The sequence below is a fragment of the Micromonospora musae genome (genome assembly GCF_003626635.1).
Classification (GTDB): domain Bacteria; phylum Actinomycetota; class Actinomycetes; order Mycobacteriales; family Micromonosporaceae; genus Micromonospora; species Micromonospora musae.
The window spans coordinates 1-16,207 of the sequence record NZ_RAZT01000003.1; the positions used below are offsets into that span (position 1 = coordinate 1).

General features: G+C 71.8%; 12 protein-coding genes and 3 pseudogenes. 9 read left to right on the forward strand and 6 right to left on the reverse strand.

From position 1 onward, the window contains the following. Positions 1–102 (forward strand): annotated as a pseudogene (locus tag D7044_RS05870) (IS5 family transposase); the annotation flags it as partial. A gap of 55 nt (positions 103–157) precedes the next feature. Beyond that, positions 158–397, forward strand: a pseudogene (tnpA, locus tag D7044_RS33490) (IS200/IS605 family transposase); the annotation flags it as partial. A 199-nt stretch (positions 398–596) separates the two neighbouring features. On the opposite strand, the gene D7044_RS05880 reads toward tnpA, so the two are convergent. Further along, the gene (locus tag D7044_RS05880) at positions 597–914 is read right to left on the reverse strand and encodes a DUF6176 family protein (RefSeq protein ID WP_120683442.1); all 318 of its coding nucleotides are present in this window, start codon (positions 912–914) and stop codon (positions 597–599) included. A 639-nt stretch (positions 915–1,553) separates the two neighbouring features. Then, positions 1,554–1,940 carry a hypothetical protein gene (locus D7044_RS05885; protein WP_120683441.1) on the reverse strand — a complete coding sequence of 129 codons (387 nt, stop codon included), beginning with the start codon at positions 1,938–1,940 and terminating at the stop codon, positions 1,554–1,556. A 327-nt stretch (positions 1,941–2,267) separates the two neighbouring features. Between D7044_RS05885 and D7044_RS32245 the strand changes: the two genes are divergently transcribed. After that, positions 2,268–2,423 (forward strand): hypothetical protein, encoded by a 156-nt coding sequence (locus D7044_RS32245; protein WP_158609408.1) that lies wholly within the window; start codon positions 2,268–2,270, stop codon positions 2,421–2,423. 862 nt (positions 2,424–3,285) lie between these two features. On the opposite strand, the gene D7044_RS05890 is transcribed toward D7044_RS32245, so the two are convergent. The 3 genes from D7044_RS05890 to D7044_RS05900 form a co-directional block, all read right to left on the reverse strand. Then, positions 3,286–3,996 (reverse strand): HAD family hydrolase, encoded by a 711-nt coding sequence (locus D7044_RS05890; RefSeq protein WP_120688246.1) that lies wholly within the window; start codon positions 3,994–3,996, stop codon positions 3,286–3,288. Between the two features lie 134 nt (positions 3,997–4,130). After that, positions 4,131–4,691 carry a TetR/AcrR family transcriptional regulator gene (locus D7044_RS05895; protein ID WP_233564887.1) on the reverse strand — a complete coding sequence of 187 codons (561 nt, stop codon included), beginning with the start codon at positions 4,689–4,691 and terminating at the stop codon, positions 4,131–4,133. A gap of 100 nt (positions 4,692–4,791) precedes the next feature. Next, positions 4,792–6,156, reverse strand: a complete 1,365-nt coding sequence (locus D7044_RS05900; RefSeq protein WP_120688462.1) for a dihydrolipoyl dehydrogenase family protein — start codon at positions 6,154–6,156, stop codon at positions 4,792–4,794. Positions 6,157–6,383: 227 nt separating this feature from the next. Here D7044_RS05900 and D7044_RS05905 point away from each other — a divergent pair, with 227 nt between their 5' ends. Then, the gene (locus D7044_RS05905; protein ID WP_120688248.1) at positions 6,384–6,926 is read left to right on the forward strand and encodes a DUF308 domain-containing protein; all 543 of its coding nucleotides are present in this window, start codon (positions 6,384–6,386) and stop codon (positions 6,924–6,926) included. Positions 6,927–6,952: 26 nt separating this feature from the next. On the opposite strand, the gene D7044_RS05910 is transcribed toward D7044_RS05905, so the two are convergent. Further along, positions 6,953–9,661 carry an MGH1-like glycoside hydrolase domain-containing protein gene (locus tag D7044_RS05910; protein WP_120688249.1) on the reverse strand — a complete coding sequence of 903 codons (2,709 nt, stop codon included), beginning with the start codon at positions 9,659–9,661 and terminating at the stop codon, positions 6,953–6,955. 42 nt (positions 9,662–9,703) lie between these two features. On the opposite strand from D7044_RS05910, the gene D7044_RS05915 reads away from it, so the two are divergent. The 5 genes and pseudogenes from D7044_RS05915 (at position 9,704) to D7044_RS05935 (ending at position 16,159) form a co-directional block, all read left to right on the forward strand. Beyond that, on the forward strand, positions 9,704–11,647 hold the full coding sequence (locus tag D7044_RS05915; RefSeq protein WP_120688250.1) for an amylo-alpha-1,6-glucosidase: 1,944 nt from the start codon (positions 9,704–9,706) through the stop codon (positions 11,645–11,647). Positions 11,648–11,784: 137 nt separating this feature from the next. After that, complete coding sequence (locus D7044_RS05920) at positions 11,785–13,116, forward strand: glycosyltransferase family 4 protein (RefSeq protein WP_199716509.1); 1,332 nt, start codon at positions 11,785–11,787, stop codon at positions 13,114–13,116. Between the two features lie 133 nt (positions 13,117–13,249). Next, a pseudogene (locus D7044_RS33495) lies at positions 13,250–13,432 on the forward strand (serine/threonine-protein kinase); the annotation flags it as partial. A gap of 160 nt (positions 13,433–13,592) precedes the next feature. Further along, positions 13,593–15,248: a serine/threonine-protein kinase gene (locus tag D7044_RS05930; RefSeq protein ID WP_411710964.1), complete on the forward strand. Its 1,656-nt coding sequence runs from the start codon at positions 13,593–13,595 to the stop codon at positions 15,246–15,248. Positions 15,249–15,349: 101 nt separating this feature from the next. After that, positions 15,350–16,159 (forward strand): metal-dependent hydrolase, encoded by an 810-nt coding sequence (locus D7044_RS05935; protein WP_120688251.1) that lies wholly within the window; start codon positions 15,350–15,352, stop codon positions 16,157–16,159. Positions 16,160–16,207 lie beyond the last annotated feature (48 nt).

Sequence of the window (16,207 nt, forward strand, 5' to 3'; positions counted from 1 at the left end):
GCCCGACTCAAGCGCCACCGCGGCGTGGCCACCCGCTACGACAAGCTGGCCGTCCGGTTCCAGGCCGTCCTGACCATCACCATCATCTGCGAATGGCTCTGACCGGGCTTATGAAACACGCCTTAGGGCAGAGCTTGAACGTATCCGCACCGGTAAACGCTGTGTTTTCGCGATGCGGGACGTGTGCGCCGACTTCGAGGCCGAGCTGGTCGAGTTCAACGGCGAGAACAACCACGTCCACCTGCTCGTTAACCACCCGCCCAAGGTGGCCGTGGCCCGGCTGGTCAACTCCCTCGAGGGCGTCTCCTCAGGCCGGTTGCGGCAGGAATTCCCCGACCTCGTGCGGCACTATTACCAGGCCAACAAACGGTGGTCGGGCTCGTACCTCGCAGGCTCCGTTGTCCTTCGCGGATTTTCCGGTGGCGGTCGACGCGGCGGTCCCCCGTGGCGCGGCGGCGGTCGTCGGACCGAGGATGGCCGGAGCCGCCACACCGGCGGCCGCGCAGAGCACGAAGGTTCTCCGCTTCATGCAGGCAATATTGACATGCATGCCGGCTCGACAGGGGCCGGCGGGCCGGCGGGCCGATGACCGTTTCTCAGAGACGCACGTCGAGCAAGAGAGGCGCCTCCACCTCGCCGTCGAGCACCTCGGCGAGAACGGCCTTGTGTTCGGCGTCGATCGGGAAGGGCGAATCCCGGAAGGCCTTCGCGGCCGCCTCGTAGTCGGCACACTCCACGACGTAGACGAAGACCGGTCCGTCCGCTGTCGAGAGCAGGAGACCCTGTTCGTGGGTGACGCCTTCGTTCACGAAGGTCTCCCGGATCTCGTCGGCCCGGCGCATGCCCTCGGCGAGCCAGGCCTTGAGCCGGTCGACCTTCTCCGGCCGCACCCGCGACACCTTGATCTTGATCATCGACATCCTCTCCACCGCGTGCGGGACCGCCACGGCCGACGAAGTTCCCGAGCGGAGCGGCCTGACCTGGTCAGGCTAGGTCACCACCGGCTTTCGGCTTACGGAGTGTGACGCGGGACATCCCACCCCCACGTCCAACGGATGGGAGGTCTGGGGTCGGCCACGGTTGCTACTCGTTCCCGGCCAGCCGATGCGACAACCAGCGGTTAGCTGGATGGAGCGCGATGGCAGCGAGGTACTCGTCCAACTGGCGAGACAATCGCGGCGGCGCGTCGGCACCGGTCGCCGGCGGGCCGTCGTCAGGCGTCGTGTCGGCTCTCGCTGAACGCCTCAGCTCGCCGCGTCTGATCGATTCGGCAACCACGCGACTCACACTAGGCCAACCTCACCGAGCGCGTATGAGATGGCAACGTGCCCTGGCTCGGCAGGTCGTCGCTGTCGACGGGACTGTGGGACCCACGTCCCGGGCGGTGTGATGGACGGCCGGGCAGTTTCGCAGGTGGGCCGGCTGGCGGGCCGGCCCGCCAGGGGGCTCATGCGGCAACACCCTTGGCCGCCGAACAGGCCGCCGCCGCGCAGCGAGCCTGGACTGACGTTTCGAGCAGGTAAGGCCAAGTACCGGGGCGGGAAGGCACCCGCTCAGCACCGGCCGGCGAAGAATGAAATCGTGACCCGGACCGGCGGCTTGCCACGCTCGGTGATGTCCAGCGGAACGCACCGGTGGCCGACCACGTAGAAGCCGCCGACGTACGCGGTGTCAAAGTCTTGGCAGCCGTGGAATGTGACCGACTGAGCGGGCTCGTAGGCCCAACTCTGCCCGTACTTGAGCCCGACCTTGTGCTTGATCGAATTAGGTACGGCAACCGTCACCACGGCGCCAGCCTTGATCAGAGCCCCAACCTTGTAGCTGTCGCGCTCACCGCCGTTGAAGCCCGCCGGGTCGGCCGTGGCCCAGCTCCGCAGGCCCGGCCAGGAAACGGAGCCGACGATGAGATCGTCATCGGTCGGCAGACCACTGGACTGCATGTGTGCCTCGTTGCTGGCGCAGGCGATCGATCGAGGTGTGGCGAGTGTTCCGGCCGCCTTCGCGGTGCTGTCGGGTCCATCGCTCGTGGGTCCGGCACTCTCAGACGGAGTGCCGTTGGGTGCAGTGCTCCCGGGTCCGGTGGTCGACGGGACTGGTGCCGGGGGCTTGCTGCTGCAGCCGCCCAGCAGCAAGCCAGCGGTCAACGCTGCCGACCAACGAATGCCCGGTGCAAGCGCCATGCGCCTGTCCTCTCTTCATTCCTCCGTCCGAAGCCATGGTTCCACAAGACCAATGCTGTTGACCGGCAGCAACGGTCATGACTGAACGTGATCAAGATGTTGCTGCCGCTGTCGGTGGCCGTCATTTTCGGTAACGGCGGCATCAGCGAACTTGGCCGGCCCGGGCCGCGGCGACTGGTTCAACTCGCGGCGTTCGCCATGGCGCTGCTGCCCACAGTCGTCGCTGCGATGAGCACAATCTGACGATCGGCCGGGGCCGTGTCTGGCCCTGGCAGCCGTCCGACCCGCCTGCGATTGCTCTCAGCCTCGATCCATCGACGCGGTTACAGCTAGAATGCTGGCTGATCATTCCGGTCTCAGCTGGTGCGGCGGGTGCACGGGAGCCGCCGATCGCAACTATTTGGCGCCTGGTGTCGCGGTTCTTATCAACAACCCCTGCAGCACGAGAGTGTCGCCGATGTCGACCGCCTTCGATCACATCCTTTGCCGTCAGTCGCCGTGCAGCGGCGGGCGGGCGGCTACCCCGGTTGGTCCTCGGGCCCGGCGCTGGGGTCTCGCTCCATTTGCCTACTGAAACCATCGTTGGGGACAACGATTGGCTGAGCAGGGGCGCGCAAGCTTCCCGTTCGCAGGTCAGGCGCATCCAGCCTGAAATCTTGGCTGAGAACCGACACGTCGCCACGAATCGAGTAGAACGGAAGCTCAGGTGCGGCGTTCTCGTCGCCTCGGTTGCTGTGCGGGTCAGGGCCGGGTCCGCAACTCCCCGACCCTGACCCCACCGTCCGGCGTGGACAGCAGGCGTCGCCGTGGCGAAGGCGTGCGCGTGGCACGTCGCCCACGCCGACTCACCATCACGAGCCGCCCGCATGCACTCAGCTCCATGTGCCCCACACCGAACTTCGTGCGCTCACGGCTCACCCCGAAGGGCCGCGAACGTCGGACCAGGTTAGGCACCGCCCGACGGGCCGGACAAGGCACGCCGCGGCGATCGCAGGGGTGATTACTGTCAACATCGAAAAGCGGCATGTCGACGTAACACGGCCGACGCCGTGGGCGCTGTTCCGGTTCGGGACGGGCCGTACTGCCCGCATCGGCGGCCGCGCGTTCAGAAGTGCCGGAGCAGGTCGGGGAAGGCGGCCAGACGCAGGACCCCGGAGTCGGTCGGATCCAACTCCTCGTCCTCCAGCACCCAGGTGTTCTCGTTCGGAATGAAGACCGCCTGCATCCCGGCAGCGCGGGCGGGGAGGATGTCCGAGCGCGGCGAGTTGCCGATCATCCACGCGTCGGACGGGTCGAAGCCGTGCTCACCGACGAGCCACCGATACGTGTCGACGTCCTTCTCCCGCACGATGTGCGCGGCCCGGAAGTGGTGCAGCAACCCGGAGCCGTCGAGCTTGCGCTGCTGCTCCTCGCGGTCACCCTTGGTCAGCAGCAGCAGGTCGTGCCGACCGGCCAACTCGTCCAGGGCGTCGGCCACCCCGGGCATCAGCTCGATCCGGCGCTCCACCAGCGCCATGGCCAACTCTTCGATCTCCCGCTGCTCGGTGTCGGTGGCCGGCCGCTCGCGCAACCGCTCCAGGCACTCCGCCAGGCTGCGCAGGAAGACCTTGCTGCCGTAGCCGTGTGCCACCGTGTTGGCCCGCTCGATGTCGTCGAGGATGGCCCGGATCTGGACCCGGTCGAGGGTGGGATGGTCGAGCCAGGCGAAGAAGTCGTCGATCACCCGCTCGAAGACGAGGTTGTTCTCCCAAAGCGTGTCGTCGGCGTCGAAGACCAGCACCTGCGCCCGGCGGCGATCGTTCCCGTCCCACGTCATCGGGTTCCCTCCCGTCCAGGCCGGTCCTCGGCCCGATGCCCCGACCACGCCGGCCACCCGGCGGGTCGGCCCGTTCCGGGCGGGGACTCTAGTCCACCGGCCCGCACCGGCCCAGCGAGTAACCGCGCGGCTATTCAGGGCCGGGCGAAGAGCCGTTGGGCGATCAGCGTCTCCCGCTCCTCCTGCGTGCCCGGTCGCAGCCGCCCGCCCCGGGTCAGCATCACCAGACCGTGCAGGACGCTCCAGCCGACCTCGGCGAGGGTGTCCTGGTCCCGGCCGGCGGTCAGCGGGGCGAGCGCCGCTCGCAGCTCGGCGAAGGCGGCGCGCGGGGCGGCCGGAACCGCGGCGGCGCCGAGCGTCAGGTCGGGGGTGTGGGCCAGCATGGCGTCGTAGACCTCGGGATTGGCGTACGCGAAGTCGAGGTAGGCGCTCACCACGGCGGCCCAGGCCCGGCAGGGATCGGAGACGGCCTGGCGGGCCTCGGTGAGCCGGGTGGTGAGGTCGGCGAAGCCCCGCAGGGCGACCGCCGCGATGATCGAGTCAGGGTTGGGGAAACGCCGGTAGAGGTCACCGACGTCGACGCCGGCCCGCTCCGCGAGGCGGCGAGGGGTCACCGCGGCCCACCCCTCGATCTCCGCGAGCCGCGAAGCGGTCTCGACAATCAGCGCATCCCCGCCGTCGTCTGGTCCGGACACTCCGCCGAGCGTAGTGACTACCACGGAGCGCATCGGAGATGTGACGGATAGTCGACGAAGGGGTGGGCCGGTGAGAGCAGTGGCCCACCCCAGCCGCTCCCTAGATCCCCAGCGCGTTGAAGAGGTAGAGCCAGATCTCACTGCGCGTCGGGAAAGCCGGGATCGCGTGCCGCAGCCGGCGGACCGGGACCTCGCCGACGATCGCGATAGTGGCGGCGTGAAGGAACTCGGCCACCGCGGTGCCGGTGATGGTGACGCCGACCAGCACGTCACGCTCCTCGTCGATGAGGAACCGGCTCGTGCCGCCGACCCCGCCGGCGTACGCCCCGCCCGCGTTCCCGTCGGTCGGCACGTCGACGACGCGTACCCGCAGCCCGGCCGCCTCGGCGGTCGCGGTGGTGTGCCCCACCGCGGCGACCTGCGGCTCGGTGAAGATCACGCGGGGCGAGCCGAGACCGTCGGCCAGGTGGGTGGCGACCATGTCCCGGCCCAGGATGTCGTCGGCCGCGATCGCCGCCTGGTACTTCGCCATGTGCGTGAACAGCGCGCGCCCGTTCAGGTCGCCCACCACGTACAGCCAGTTCACGCCCGGGATCCGCATCCGCTCGTCGACCGTGACGTAGCCGCGGGACTCCACACCGACGCTCGCCAGGCCGAGGTCGTCGGCCTGCGGCTCGCGCCCCACCGCGACCAGCACCTCGTCGGCGGTCACCGTGCTGCCGTCGTCCAACGTGACGGTCACCCGCGTGTCGTCGGCACGGCGGACGGCAGTCGCCCGTCGTCCGTCGCGCAGTTCCACGCCCTGCTCGGCGAGGGACCTGCCGACCTCGGCGCGGACGAAGTCCTCCTCCCGGGGCAGCAGCCCTCGCCCGCCCACCACCAGGGTGACGCGGGCGCCGAGCGAGCTGTAGGCCTGGCTCATCTCCGCGCCGACCACGCCGCCGCCGATCACGATCAGCGACTCCGGAATCGTGCCGGACGTCGTCGCCTCCCGGTTGGTCCACGGCTTCGCCTCGGCGAGACCGTCGATCGGCGGAAGGGCGGGGCGGGTGCCCCCGGCGAGGACGACGGCGAGGCGCGCCTCCAGGATCTCGTCGCCGACCGCGACCTGCTTCTCCCCCGCCAGCCGACCCCAGCCGCGGATCAGCTGGACGCCACGGTCGGTCAGCCACGGCAGCTGCCCGCTGTCGTCCAGGTCGCCGATGAGCTCGTCCCGGCGGCGCAGCACCGCCGGCACGTCCAGCGAGCCCACCGCGGCGGCGGCTCCCGGTACCCGGCGCGCCTCGGCGAGCAGCGCGCCCGGGCGGATCAGCGCCTTGGACGGTATGCAGGCGTAGTAGGAGCACTCGCCGCCGACCTTGTCGGCCTCCACGATCGCCACGTCCAGGCCGGCCTCGGCCAACCGGCCGGCCGCCACCTCGCCGCCGGGCCCGGCGCCGATCACCACCACGTCGAAACTGAGCATGCCCGGATCCTCGTCCACCCGGCCGGCCGGTCGCCCCCGGGGGTCTCCCTGGTCCCACGGGACCAGGGTCGCGGGCGGCACGACATCCGTGCCCGCCGGACCCTCGCCGGCCGGCGCGGCCGGTGCGGGACCAGGGATCGGGCCAGGGTCGTACCCGGGTACGGATGACGCTCGGGACGGTGAGAGTGGTCGGCGGAACCCGAACCGCAGAGAAAGTTGGAACACACATGCCCGCCCTGCTCCGCATCTACCTGATCCGTGGCCTCATCGCGATCGGCTGGGCCGCCGGCTTCGCCGCCGTGCATGACTCGCTCTCGACCCCCACGGTCATCCTGCTGATCGCCTACCCGCTCATCGACGTGGTCGCCTCGCTGCTCGACGCACGCGAGGATCCGGGCACCCCGGCCCGCAAGCTCCAGGTCTTCAACATCGCGCTCAGCGCTCTGGCCGCCCTCGGTCTCGGGCTCAGCGCGGTCGGCGGTATCGGCGCGGTGCTCTTCACGTTCGGCGCCTGGGCCATCGTCTCAGGCGTGGCGCAGGTCAGCGTCGCGCTGCGTCGGCGCACGCCGGAGCTGGGCCGGCAGTGGCCGATGCTCATCGCCGGCGTCCTCTCCGTGATCGCCGGCGCGACCTACCTCCCGGCGGCCGTCGGCATGGGCCCGAGCCTCGACATGCTGATCCTCTACACCGCCGCGGGCGGCACGTTCTTCGTCCTGCAGGCGATCAGTCTCGCCTGGCGGCGACGCCGTACGCGCAGCCTCGCGGCCTGAGCGCGCGAACCGGCACCATCGAGGCGTCAGCGACGCACGGTGAGGATCAGGTCGGCGACCAGCGCCGTCCAGCCCGTCTGGTGCCAGGCGCCGAGCCCCGCGCCGTTGTCGCCGTGGAAGTACTCCGGGAAGCAGAGCAGGTCCCGCCAGTCCGGATGCGTCTGGAAGAGCTGCGCCGCCCCGTAGATCGGTCGCCGCCCCCAGCCGTCCCGGGTGAAGAGCGAGATCAGCCGGGTGGAGAGGTCGTCGGCGATCTCGTCGAGCGTCCGCTTCTCCCCGGAGCCGGTCGGGTACTCGATCCGGAGGTCGTCACCGTAGAAGGCCGCGTAGTCGCGCAGCGCGCTGACCAGCAGGAAGTTGGTCGGCATCCAGATCGGGCCGCGCCAGTTCGAGTTGCCGCCGAAGAGTCCGCTGGTGGACTCGGCCGGCTCGTAGCCGACCCGGAACTCCTGGCCACCGAGGGTGACCGAGAACGGCTCCGCCAGGTGCGCCCGGGAGAGGGTGCGCAGACCGTACTCGGAGAGGAACTCGTCGCCGTCCAGCATCCGCGCGAGCAGCGGAACGATCTGCTCCGGGCCGACCATGGAGAGCAGCCGCTGCTGCCGCCCGTCCGGTCCCAGCCGACGGGCGCCGATCACCCCGGCGTACTCGGGCCGGTTGGTGAGCAGCCAGCGCAGCCGGTCACCGAGCTCCGGAAGGTGGTGCAGCGTACGGGCGGTCAGCCGGGTGACGGCGGCCAGCGGCAGCAGCCCGACGACGGAGCGGACCTTCAACGGCACCTTGGTGCCGTCGGCGAGCCGCAGCACGTCGTAGAAGAAGGCATCCTCGTCGTCCCAGAGCCCCTGCTCGTACGCGGCGGCGGCGATGTAGGCGAAGTGCTCGAAGAACTTCGTGGCGGTCTCCACCCAGGTCCGGTCGTGCTCGGCCAGGATGATCGCGATGTCGAGCAGGTTGAGCGCGTACATCGCCATCCAGGCCGTGCCGTCGGACTGTTCGAGCACCCCGGCCACCGGCAGCGCGGCGGAGCGATCGAAGGGTCCGACGTTGTCCAACCCGAGGAAGCCGCCCTCGAAGACGTTGTCGCCGCCGACGTCCTTGCGGTTGACCCACCAGGTGAAGTTCAGCAGCAGCTTCTGCATAACCCGGGCCAGGAACTCGTGGTCCCGGCCGCCGTCGATCTCGAACACCTTCAGCGCCGCCCAGGCGTGCACCGGCGGGTTCACGTCGCCGAACGCCCACTCGTACGCCGGGATCTGCCCGTTGGGGTGCAGGTACCACTCCCGGAGCAGGAGCAGCAGCTGGGACTTCGCGAAGCCCGGGTCGACCCGGGCGAGGCTGACGCAGTGGAAGGCCAGGTCCCACGCCGCGTACCAGGGGTACTCCCACGGATCCGGCATGGAGATCACGTCGAAGCTGTTCATGTGCCACCACTGGCTGTTGCGCCCGTGCCGGCGCCCGGCCGGCGGTGCCGACGACGCCGGGTCGCCCTCCAGCCACCGCTTGACGTCGAAGTGGTAGAACTGCTTGCTCCAGAGCAGGCCGGCGATGGCCTGCCGCGCCACCAGCGCCTCGTCGGCGGTCGCCGCGGCCGGGATCACGCCGGCGAAGAAGTGGTTGGCCTCGGCCCGCCGCGCCCAGAGCACCGCGTCGAAGCCCGCGCCGAGGTCGGCCGCCGGGGGTGGATCGCCGACCGGCGGCGGGGCGGTGCGGGTGAGTCGCAGCCGGATCTGCCGCTGCCCGCCCGCCGGTACGTCGAGCTCGTAGTGCAGCGCCCCCTTGGTGCCCTCCCGCGCCGGGTTGACGGTCTCCGCCCCGTCGACCACGTGGTCGTTGATGCCGTCCTTCGGGTAGCGGGAGCGGCCCGGCAGCCCCCAGAGCCGCTCGGAGTTGGTCTCGTTGTCGCAGAGCAGCGGGGTCGGCGCGCCGTCGCCCTCCAGCAGCAGCTGGCCGAGCACCCGGTGCTCGCCGACCAGCCGTGCCCCCTCCCCGGTGAGCCTCGGCACCCGGTCGGCGCCGGGCAGCCCCCAGGCCCAGGTGTTACGGAACCAGAGGGTGGGCAGCACGTGCAGGCTGGCCGCCCGGTCCCCCCGGTTCGCCACGGTGACCACGACGCACATGTCCGTGGGCGAGGCCTTCGCGTAGTCGACGGTCACCGCCCAGTACCGGTCGTCGTCGAAGACCCCGGTGTCGACCAGCTCGTACTCGGTGTCGTCCCGGCCGCGCAGCGCGTTGACGGCGACCAGCTCGTCGTAGGGGAAGGCGGCCTGCGGGTAGTGGTAGCGCCACCGCATGAAGGAGTGCGTCGGCGTGGAGTCCTCGTACCACCAGTACTCCTTGACGTCCTCGCCGTGGTTGCCGCCGTCACCGCCGAGCCCGAACATCCGCTCCTTGAGGATCGGGTCCGCACCGTTCCAGAGCGCCAGCGCGAAGCAGAAGGTCTGCCGGTCGTCGCAGACGCCGGCCATGCCGTCCTCGTTCCAGCGATACGCTCGGGACCGCGCGTGGTCGTGCGGGAAGTAGTCCCAGGCCGTACCGTGCTCGCTGTAGTCCTCCCGCACCGTCCCCCAGGCCCGTTCGGACAGATAGGGGCCCCATGCGCGCCAGTCCTGCTCGCCGGCGTCGGCTCTGGCGAGCCGGGTCCGCTCGGCGTCGGAGGGCGGCGCGTCGGAGGGCGAACGGTCAGAGATCACCTGCACATCTTCGACGCCGCCCGGGAACTTGACCACAGGAGCCATTTTCGTCGTGGCGTGTGGCACGCCGCTGCCGGTGGAGGAAAGTTGATCGACATTCGTTTCGGCCCCCAGATCTGCACCGACCTGACCAGCGGCGCGAGCCGGGAGTGGCTGGTGCCCGACGGCGTCGGCGGGTACGCCATGGGCACGGTCAGCGGCCTGCGGACCCGCCGCTACCACGGCCTGCTGGTGGTGGCCGGCGAGCGGCCCGCGACCCGGCGGGTGGGGCTGGTCAGCCTCGACCCGGCGGTGCTGCTCCCCTCCGGCGCGCGGGTACGCCTCGGCGCGCACGAGTGGGCCTCCGGCACGGTGGACCCGCGCGGCTTCGAGCTGCTGGAGCGCTTCGAGCTGGTCGACGGGGTGCCACGGTGGCGGTGGCGGATCGGCGACGTGGTGATCGAGCGGGAGCTGGCCATGCTGCGCGGGCGCTCCTGCGTGGCCGTGGTGCACCGGCTCGTCTCCGGCGGCCCGGCACGGCTGGAGCTCGCCGCCGCCTGCACCTGGCGCGACGCGCACGGCGAGCGCCGGGCCGACGGCCCCGCGCTGCGGGTCGAGCCGGTGGCGGGCGGGGCGGTGGTGGAGGGCGCGTTCCGGCTCGCCGGCCCGAACTGGACGCCCGCCGGGCAGTGGTGGTTCGGGGTGCACCACCGGGAGGAGGCGGCGCGCGGGCTCTCCGCGACGGAGGACCTCTGGTACGCGGGCGGCTTCTCCGGCGCGCTGGACCGGCCCGGCGACACGGTGTCGGTGCTGGCCTGGGCCGCGCCGCTGGAGTTCGATCCGATGCCGGCGACCGAGGTGATCGAGGTGGCGCGCCGGCGCAACCGGCAGGTGGTGGCGCAGGCGTCACCCACCGACGACGTCGAGGCGACGCTCGTGCTCGCCGCCGACGCGTTCGTGGTGCGCACCGACGCGTCGGCCGCGGACGTGGTGGCCGGTTACCCGTGGTTCGGCGCCTGGTCGCGGGACACGATGATCTCGTACGAGGGGCTCTTCCTCCGCACCGGCCGCGCGGAGCTGGGCCGGGCGCTGCTGCGCTCGTACGCGGCGACCCTCTCGGAGGGGATGCTCGCGAACACCGCCGACACGGGCCGGGTGGAGCACAACACCGTCGACGCCACGCTCTGGTTCCTGCACGCGGTCGACCGGCACGTGACGGTCACCGGGGACACCGACCTCGCCGCCGAGCTGCTGCCGGCGCTGCGCGGGGTCGTCGACGCGCACCTGGCCGGCACGCGGTACGGCATCGTCGTCGACCCGGCCGACGGCCTGCTCACCCAGGGCACCACCGACACAGCGCTGACCTGGATGGACGCCCGCGTCTACGGGGTGCCGGTGACGCCCCGCACGGGTAAGCCGGTGGAGGTCAACGCCCTCTGGGCCAACGGGCTGGCCGGGCTCGCCGAGCTGACCGAGGCGACCGGTGGGGACGCCGGGGAGCTGCGGCGGCTGCACGCGCAGGCGGTCACCTCCTTCCGTAAGCGCTATCCCGCGCCGGGCGGCTGGCTGCACGACGTGGTGGACGCGCCCGCGCCGGCGTACCCGCTGGGCGGGGCGACGTACCACGACGACGACTCGCTGCGCCCCAATCAGCTGCTGGCCTGGTCCCTGCCGTACGGGCCACTGGAGCCGGACGAGCCGGCGCTGCGACGGATCGCGGCCGCGCTGCTCACCCCGCTCGGTCCGCGTAGCCTCGCCCCGGACGCGCCGGAGTTCACCGGGCGGCACCGGGGTGGGCCGGCCGAGCGGGACGGCGCCTACCACCAGGGCACCGTCTGGCCGTGGCTGCTGGGGCCGTACGTGGACGCCGCCCGCCGGGCTGGGATTCCCGTCGATGACAACTTCGTCGGCCTGGAAGCCCATCTGGGCGAGTACGGGCTCGGCTCGGTGAGCGAGACGGCCGACGGGCTGCCACCGCACGCGGCGACGGGCTGCCCGTTCCAGGCCTGGTCGGTGGCCGAGCTGCTGCGGGTACGACGCCCAGGTCGATAGCGCTTTACACGAGCGCAACGAGTGTGTCTCCGCTGGTTATCCCAGTACCGGCAGGATGGGAGTCGATCCCACACGCGACGGAGACACCGGAATCGGTGTCGGTCGGCGCGTGCCCGGAGACAACTCAAGGGGGCCGCGTGTCAGCTGACGCCGAAGTGATCGACATCCTGCCCGCCCGGCACCAGCGGGTGCTCATGCTCTCCTGGGAGTACCCGCCCGTCCTCGTCGGTGGCCTCGGCCGACACGTACACGCCCTCTCCGTCGCCCTCGCCGCCGCCGGCCACGACGTCACCGTCGTCACCCGCCACGCCGACGGCGCCCCACTCGAGGAGTACGCCGACGGCGTCCGCATCATCCGCGCCGCCGAAGACCCCGTCACCTTCCCCCTCGCCACCAACAGCCTCCTCGCCTGGACCATGGCCTTCAACCACACCCTCACCCGCGCCGCCCTACGCGCCACCGAAGCCGGCGACTACGACGTCATCCACGCCCACGACTGGCTCGTCGCCCACACCGCGGTCACCCTCGCCGAGCACCTGGCCCTGCCCCTGGTCACCACCATCCACGCCACCGAAGCCGGCCGACACCAGGGCTGGCTCCCCGAGGAGATGAACCGCACCATCCACGGCGTCGAACACTGGCTCAGCAACTCCTCGACCCGGGTGATCGCCTGCTCCGGGTACATGCGCGACCAGGTCGCCACCCTCTTCGACGTGCCGACCGGGCAGATCGACGTGGTGCCCAACGGGGTCGACGACCGCGCCTGGCGGGCCCGGCCGCGGGCGGTCGCCTCGGCCCGGGCCCGGTTCGCCGCCGACGGTCCCCTGGTCGGGTACGCCGGCCGGCTGGTCTACGAGAAGGGCGTGCAGCACCTGGTGCACGCCGTGCCGTACCTGCGGGAGCGGCACCCGGGGCTACGGGTGGTGATCGCCGGCGACGGGCCGTACCGCGACGAACTGGAGGAGGAGACCCGTCGCCTGGCGCTCGGGTCCACCGTCCGGTTCACCGGCTTCCTGGACACCACCCAGCTACCCGCCATGCTGGGCGCGACCGACGCGACAGTCGTGCCGAGCCTCTACGAGCCGTTCGGCATGGTGGCCCTGGAGGCGGCGGCCGCCGGGGCGCCGCTCGCGGTCGCCGCCACCGGCGGGCTCGCCGAGATCGTCGAGCCGGGCGTCACCGGGGTGACCTTCCCGCACAGCGACCCGGACGCGCTCGCCGGGGCGGTCGACCGTCTCCTCGGCGACGAGGTCTTCGCCCGGCGGGTCGCGCGGGAGGCCCGGAGCATGGTCGGCCGCCGCTACAGCTGGGCCGCCATCGCCGCCCGCACCGTCGGCAGCTACCTGGGCGCACGCCGCGAACACCCGCCGCTCCAGGCCCGGCACGCCACCGCCCGGATGGGCATCCCCCGACCCCGCATCACCATCCCCGAGGGCAACCTGCTCGCATCGGGCGGAGCGGCCTGCTGATCGGAGCGTACGACTGATAGGCCGGCTCCGATCCGCTCGCTACCGTGTACGCCGGACAGCCGTGGGAAGGAGCGTGCAGCAGGTGCTGATCGGCGGTCGGTACCGGCTGCTCGGCGAGGTCGGCCGCGGGGGCATGGGCCGGGTGTGGCGCGCCCACGACGAGATGCTGCACCGCGACGTGGCGGTCAAGCAGATCGTCCCGCCGTCCTGGTTGGCCGACGACGAGCGGGCCGAGCTGCGCTCCCGGACGTTGCGGGAGGCGCGGACCGCCGCCCGGCTCGCCGATCCCCACGTGGTCCGGCTCCACGACGTGATCGCGGGCGCCGAGCGGTGGATGCTCGGCTGGATCACCGACGACCGGGACTGGGCCGCCGCCGGGGGCGACTGGGCGACGATCCGGGCGAGCTTCCGCCCGCCACGCTGACCGAGACGGCGATCGAGGAAAGCCGCCGTCGGTGGCTAAGGTGTAACCGGGGGTGACCGAGGGGGACGCGGTTGTGCGGCAGCTGCTGATCGCGGGCCGGTACCGGCTGGTCGACCTGGTCGGCACCGGCGGAATGGGCCGGGTCTGGCAGGCCCGCGACGAGATGCTGCACCGCGACGTGGCGGTCAAGGAGATCGTGCCGCCGGCCTGGCTGGCCGAGGCCGAACGTGAGGACCTGCGGCGACGTACGCTGCGCGAGGCGCGTACCGCCGCCCGGCTCAACCACCCGAACGTGGTCCGGATCTACGACGTCGTGCACGACCGGGAGAGCCCCTGGATCGTGATGGAGTACGTGCAGTCCCGTTCGGTGGAGCAGATGCTCGCCGCCGACGGTCCCCTGAGCCCGGCGATCACGGCCCGGATCGGGCTGGCGGTGCTGGCCGCGCTGCGCGCCGCGCACTCCGCCGGGGTGCTGCACCGCGACGTCAAGCCGCACAACGTGCTGGTCGCCGCCGACGGCCGCGTGGTGCTCACCGACTTCGGGCTGGCCACCTTCACCGGCGGGGACGCCGCCATGACCGGCCCCGGCATGATCCTCGGCTCGCCGCACTTCGTGGCGCCCGAACGCGCCCGCGACGGCGTGTCCGACCCGCGCACCGACCTCTGGTCGCTCGGCGCCACGCTCTACGCGGCCGTGGAGGGCCATCCGCCGTACGCGCGGGACAGCGCGATGGCGACGCTGACCGCGCTGGCCACCGAACCGCCGGACCCGATGCGCCGGGCCGGGCCGCTGCGTCCCGTCCTCACCGGCCTGTTGCAGCGGGACCCGTGGCGACGGCTGACCGCCGCCGAGGCCGAGCCGCTGCTGCGGGCCGCCGCGAACGCTCCGGCCGGGCCGGTCGAATCGCCCCGACCCGTCGCGCCGGCGACGCAGGAGCCGCCACGGCCCGTCGCGGCGACGACGCAGGAGCCGCCACGGCCGGCGCCGGACGCCGCGCCGGCACCACCGGTGAGGCGCGAACCGGTGCGGCGGGCCGGACGCGGGCGACGTGCCGCGCTCGGCCTGGCGGCGGTGGCCGTACTGCTCTCCACGGTCGGCGCCGCCGTGGCCCTGACCGACCGGGCGAGGCGACCGGCGGAGCCCTCGGGAGGCGGCGCCGCCGCCAGCCCCACCGCCCCGGCGGCCGCTTTCGCCTGCGCGTCCGCCCCGCCTCCCGCGGCCCGCCCCGTGGTGTCGATGCCGCCGCCACCCGGCGCGCGCTTCCGCCTGGTGCCCGGCTGGACCTGGCACACCGATCCGGGCGGGTTCCGGATCGCCGCGCCGGTCAACTGGCTCAACTGGACCGAGGACGCGGTCACCTGCTTCCGTGAGCCCGGCGGCACCCGGGTCCTCAGCATCGAATGGAGCGCCGCCCGCGCCGACCCGGCCCACTGGTGGCGGACCGAGGAGCGGCGGCTCACCGGAGGCGGGTCACTACCGGGTTACCGCCGGGTCGACATCTCCCCGATGGACATCTTCGCGGGCGGGGCGATCTGGGAGTGCGTCTGGCTCAACGCCGCCGGCGAGCGGATGCACACCGCGCGGCTCTTCGCGAACACCTCGGCGGAGCGCGCGTACACCGTCTCATGGTTGACAAAAGAATTCGACTGGCAGGTCAACGCGACATACTTCGCGATGATCCGGCAGAGCTTCGCACCCCTCACCTGATGGTTCCTCTGTGGACGTACGGGGGGCTGCCGTGCCGCCCGGGCCGTTGACTAAAGTGATCTCGCTCTGGCGCTCAAGAACCCTGGGGAGGGTGAGCCGACATGATGGGTCCCTCACATGCGCTTTCCGGCGCGACGGTGTGGCTGGCCGGCTCCTGGGCGCTGGACCAGTTCGCCGACTACCACCAGTCGCCGCTCGCGCTCGCCGTCGGCACCGCCGTGTGCGCGGGCGGCGCGCTCTTTCCGGACCTCGACCTCTCCGGCAAGGTGACCACCAACCAGGGTGGCGCCACGGTGGCGCGCACCTTCGGCGTGGTCAGCCTCTTCTTCGCCGAGGTGATGGAGAAGATCTCCCTCGGCGTCTACTACGCGACGAAGCTCAGCAGGGATCCGAAGCGCAGCAACGGTCACCGGACGCTGACCCACACCATTCCGTTCACCGTGCTGGTCGGCTGGGGCACCACCGCCCTCTGCGCCGCGTACGGCAAGTGGGCCGTGATCGCGGTCCTCTTCTTCACCATCGGTCTGGCCCTGCGCGGCCTCTTCGACCGGTGGGCGGAGCGGGCCGGTTGGGTGATCGTCACCCTGGTGTCGCTCGCGGCGGCCTGGTTCACCTACGCCAACCTGCCGGGCGGCCGGGGTTACCCGCTGATCGGCGTGGCTCTGGGCGTGGGCTGCTTCGTGCACATCCTCGGTGACATGATCACCCGCGCCGGCGTACCGATCCTCTGGCCGATCCCGATCAAGCGTCGGATGTGGACCATGATCGGTCTGCCCAACAAGATCGCGCTGCGCACCGGCAGCAAGGCCGAGACGGTCGTGCTCCGGGTGGTGATGACCGTCGTCGCTCTGCTCGCCGCGACCGGGCTGGTGGCACGCCCGGTGCTGCAGCGGTTCGACATCGAGATTTGACCGGTCCCGGCTCCTCACCGCCCGGCGCCGTGACCGCAGGTCAACGCC

Coding starts and splice junctions, on each gene's coding strand:
- D7044_RS05910 (WP_120688249.1), bottom strand. CDS start 9,661: ATGGCTCCTGTGGTCAAGTTCCCGGGCGGCGTCGAAGATGTGCAGGTG.
- D7044_RS05935 (WP_120688251.1), top strand. CDS start 15,350: ATGATGGGTCCCTCACATGCGCTTTCCGGCGCGACGGTGTGGCTGGCC.
- D7044_RS05880 (WP_120683442.1), bottom strand. CDS start 914: ATGATCAAGATCAAGGTGTCGCGGGTGCGGCCGGAGAAGGTCGACCGG.
- D7044_RS05890 (WP_120688246.1), bottom strand. CDS start 3,996: ATGACGTGGGACGGGAACGATCGCCGCCGGGCGCAGGTGCTGGTCTTC.
- D7044_RS05905 (WP_120688248.1), top strand. CDS start 6,384: ATGCCCGCCCTGCTCCGCATCTACCTGATCCGTGGCCTCATCGCGATC.
- D7044_RS05885 (WP_120683441.1), bottom strand. CDS start 1,940: ATGCAGTCCAGTGGTCTGCCGACCGATGACGATCTCATCGTCGGCTCC.
- D7044_RS05900 (WP_120688462.1), bottom strand. CDS start 6,156: ATGCTCAGTTTCGACGTGGTGGTGATCGGCGCCGGGCCCGGCGGCGAG.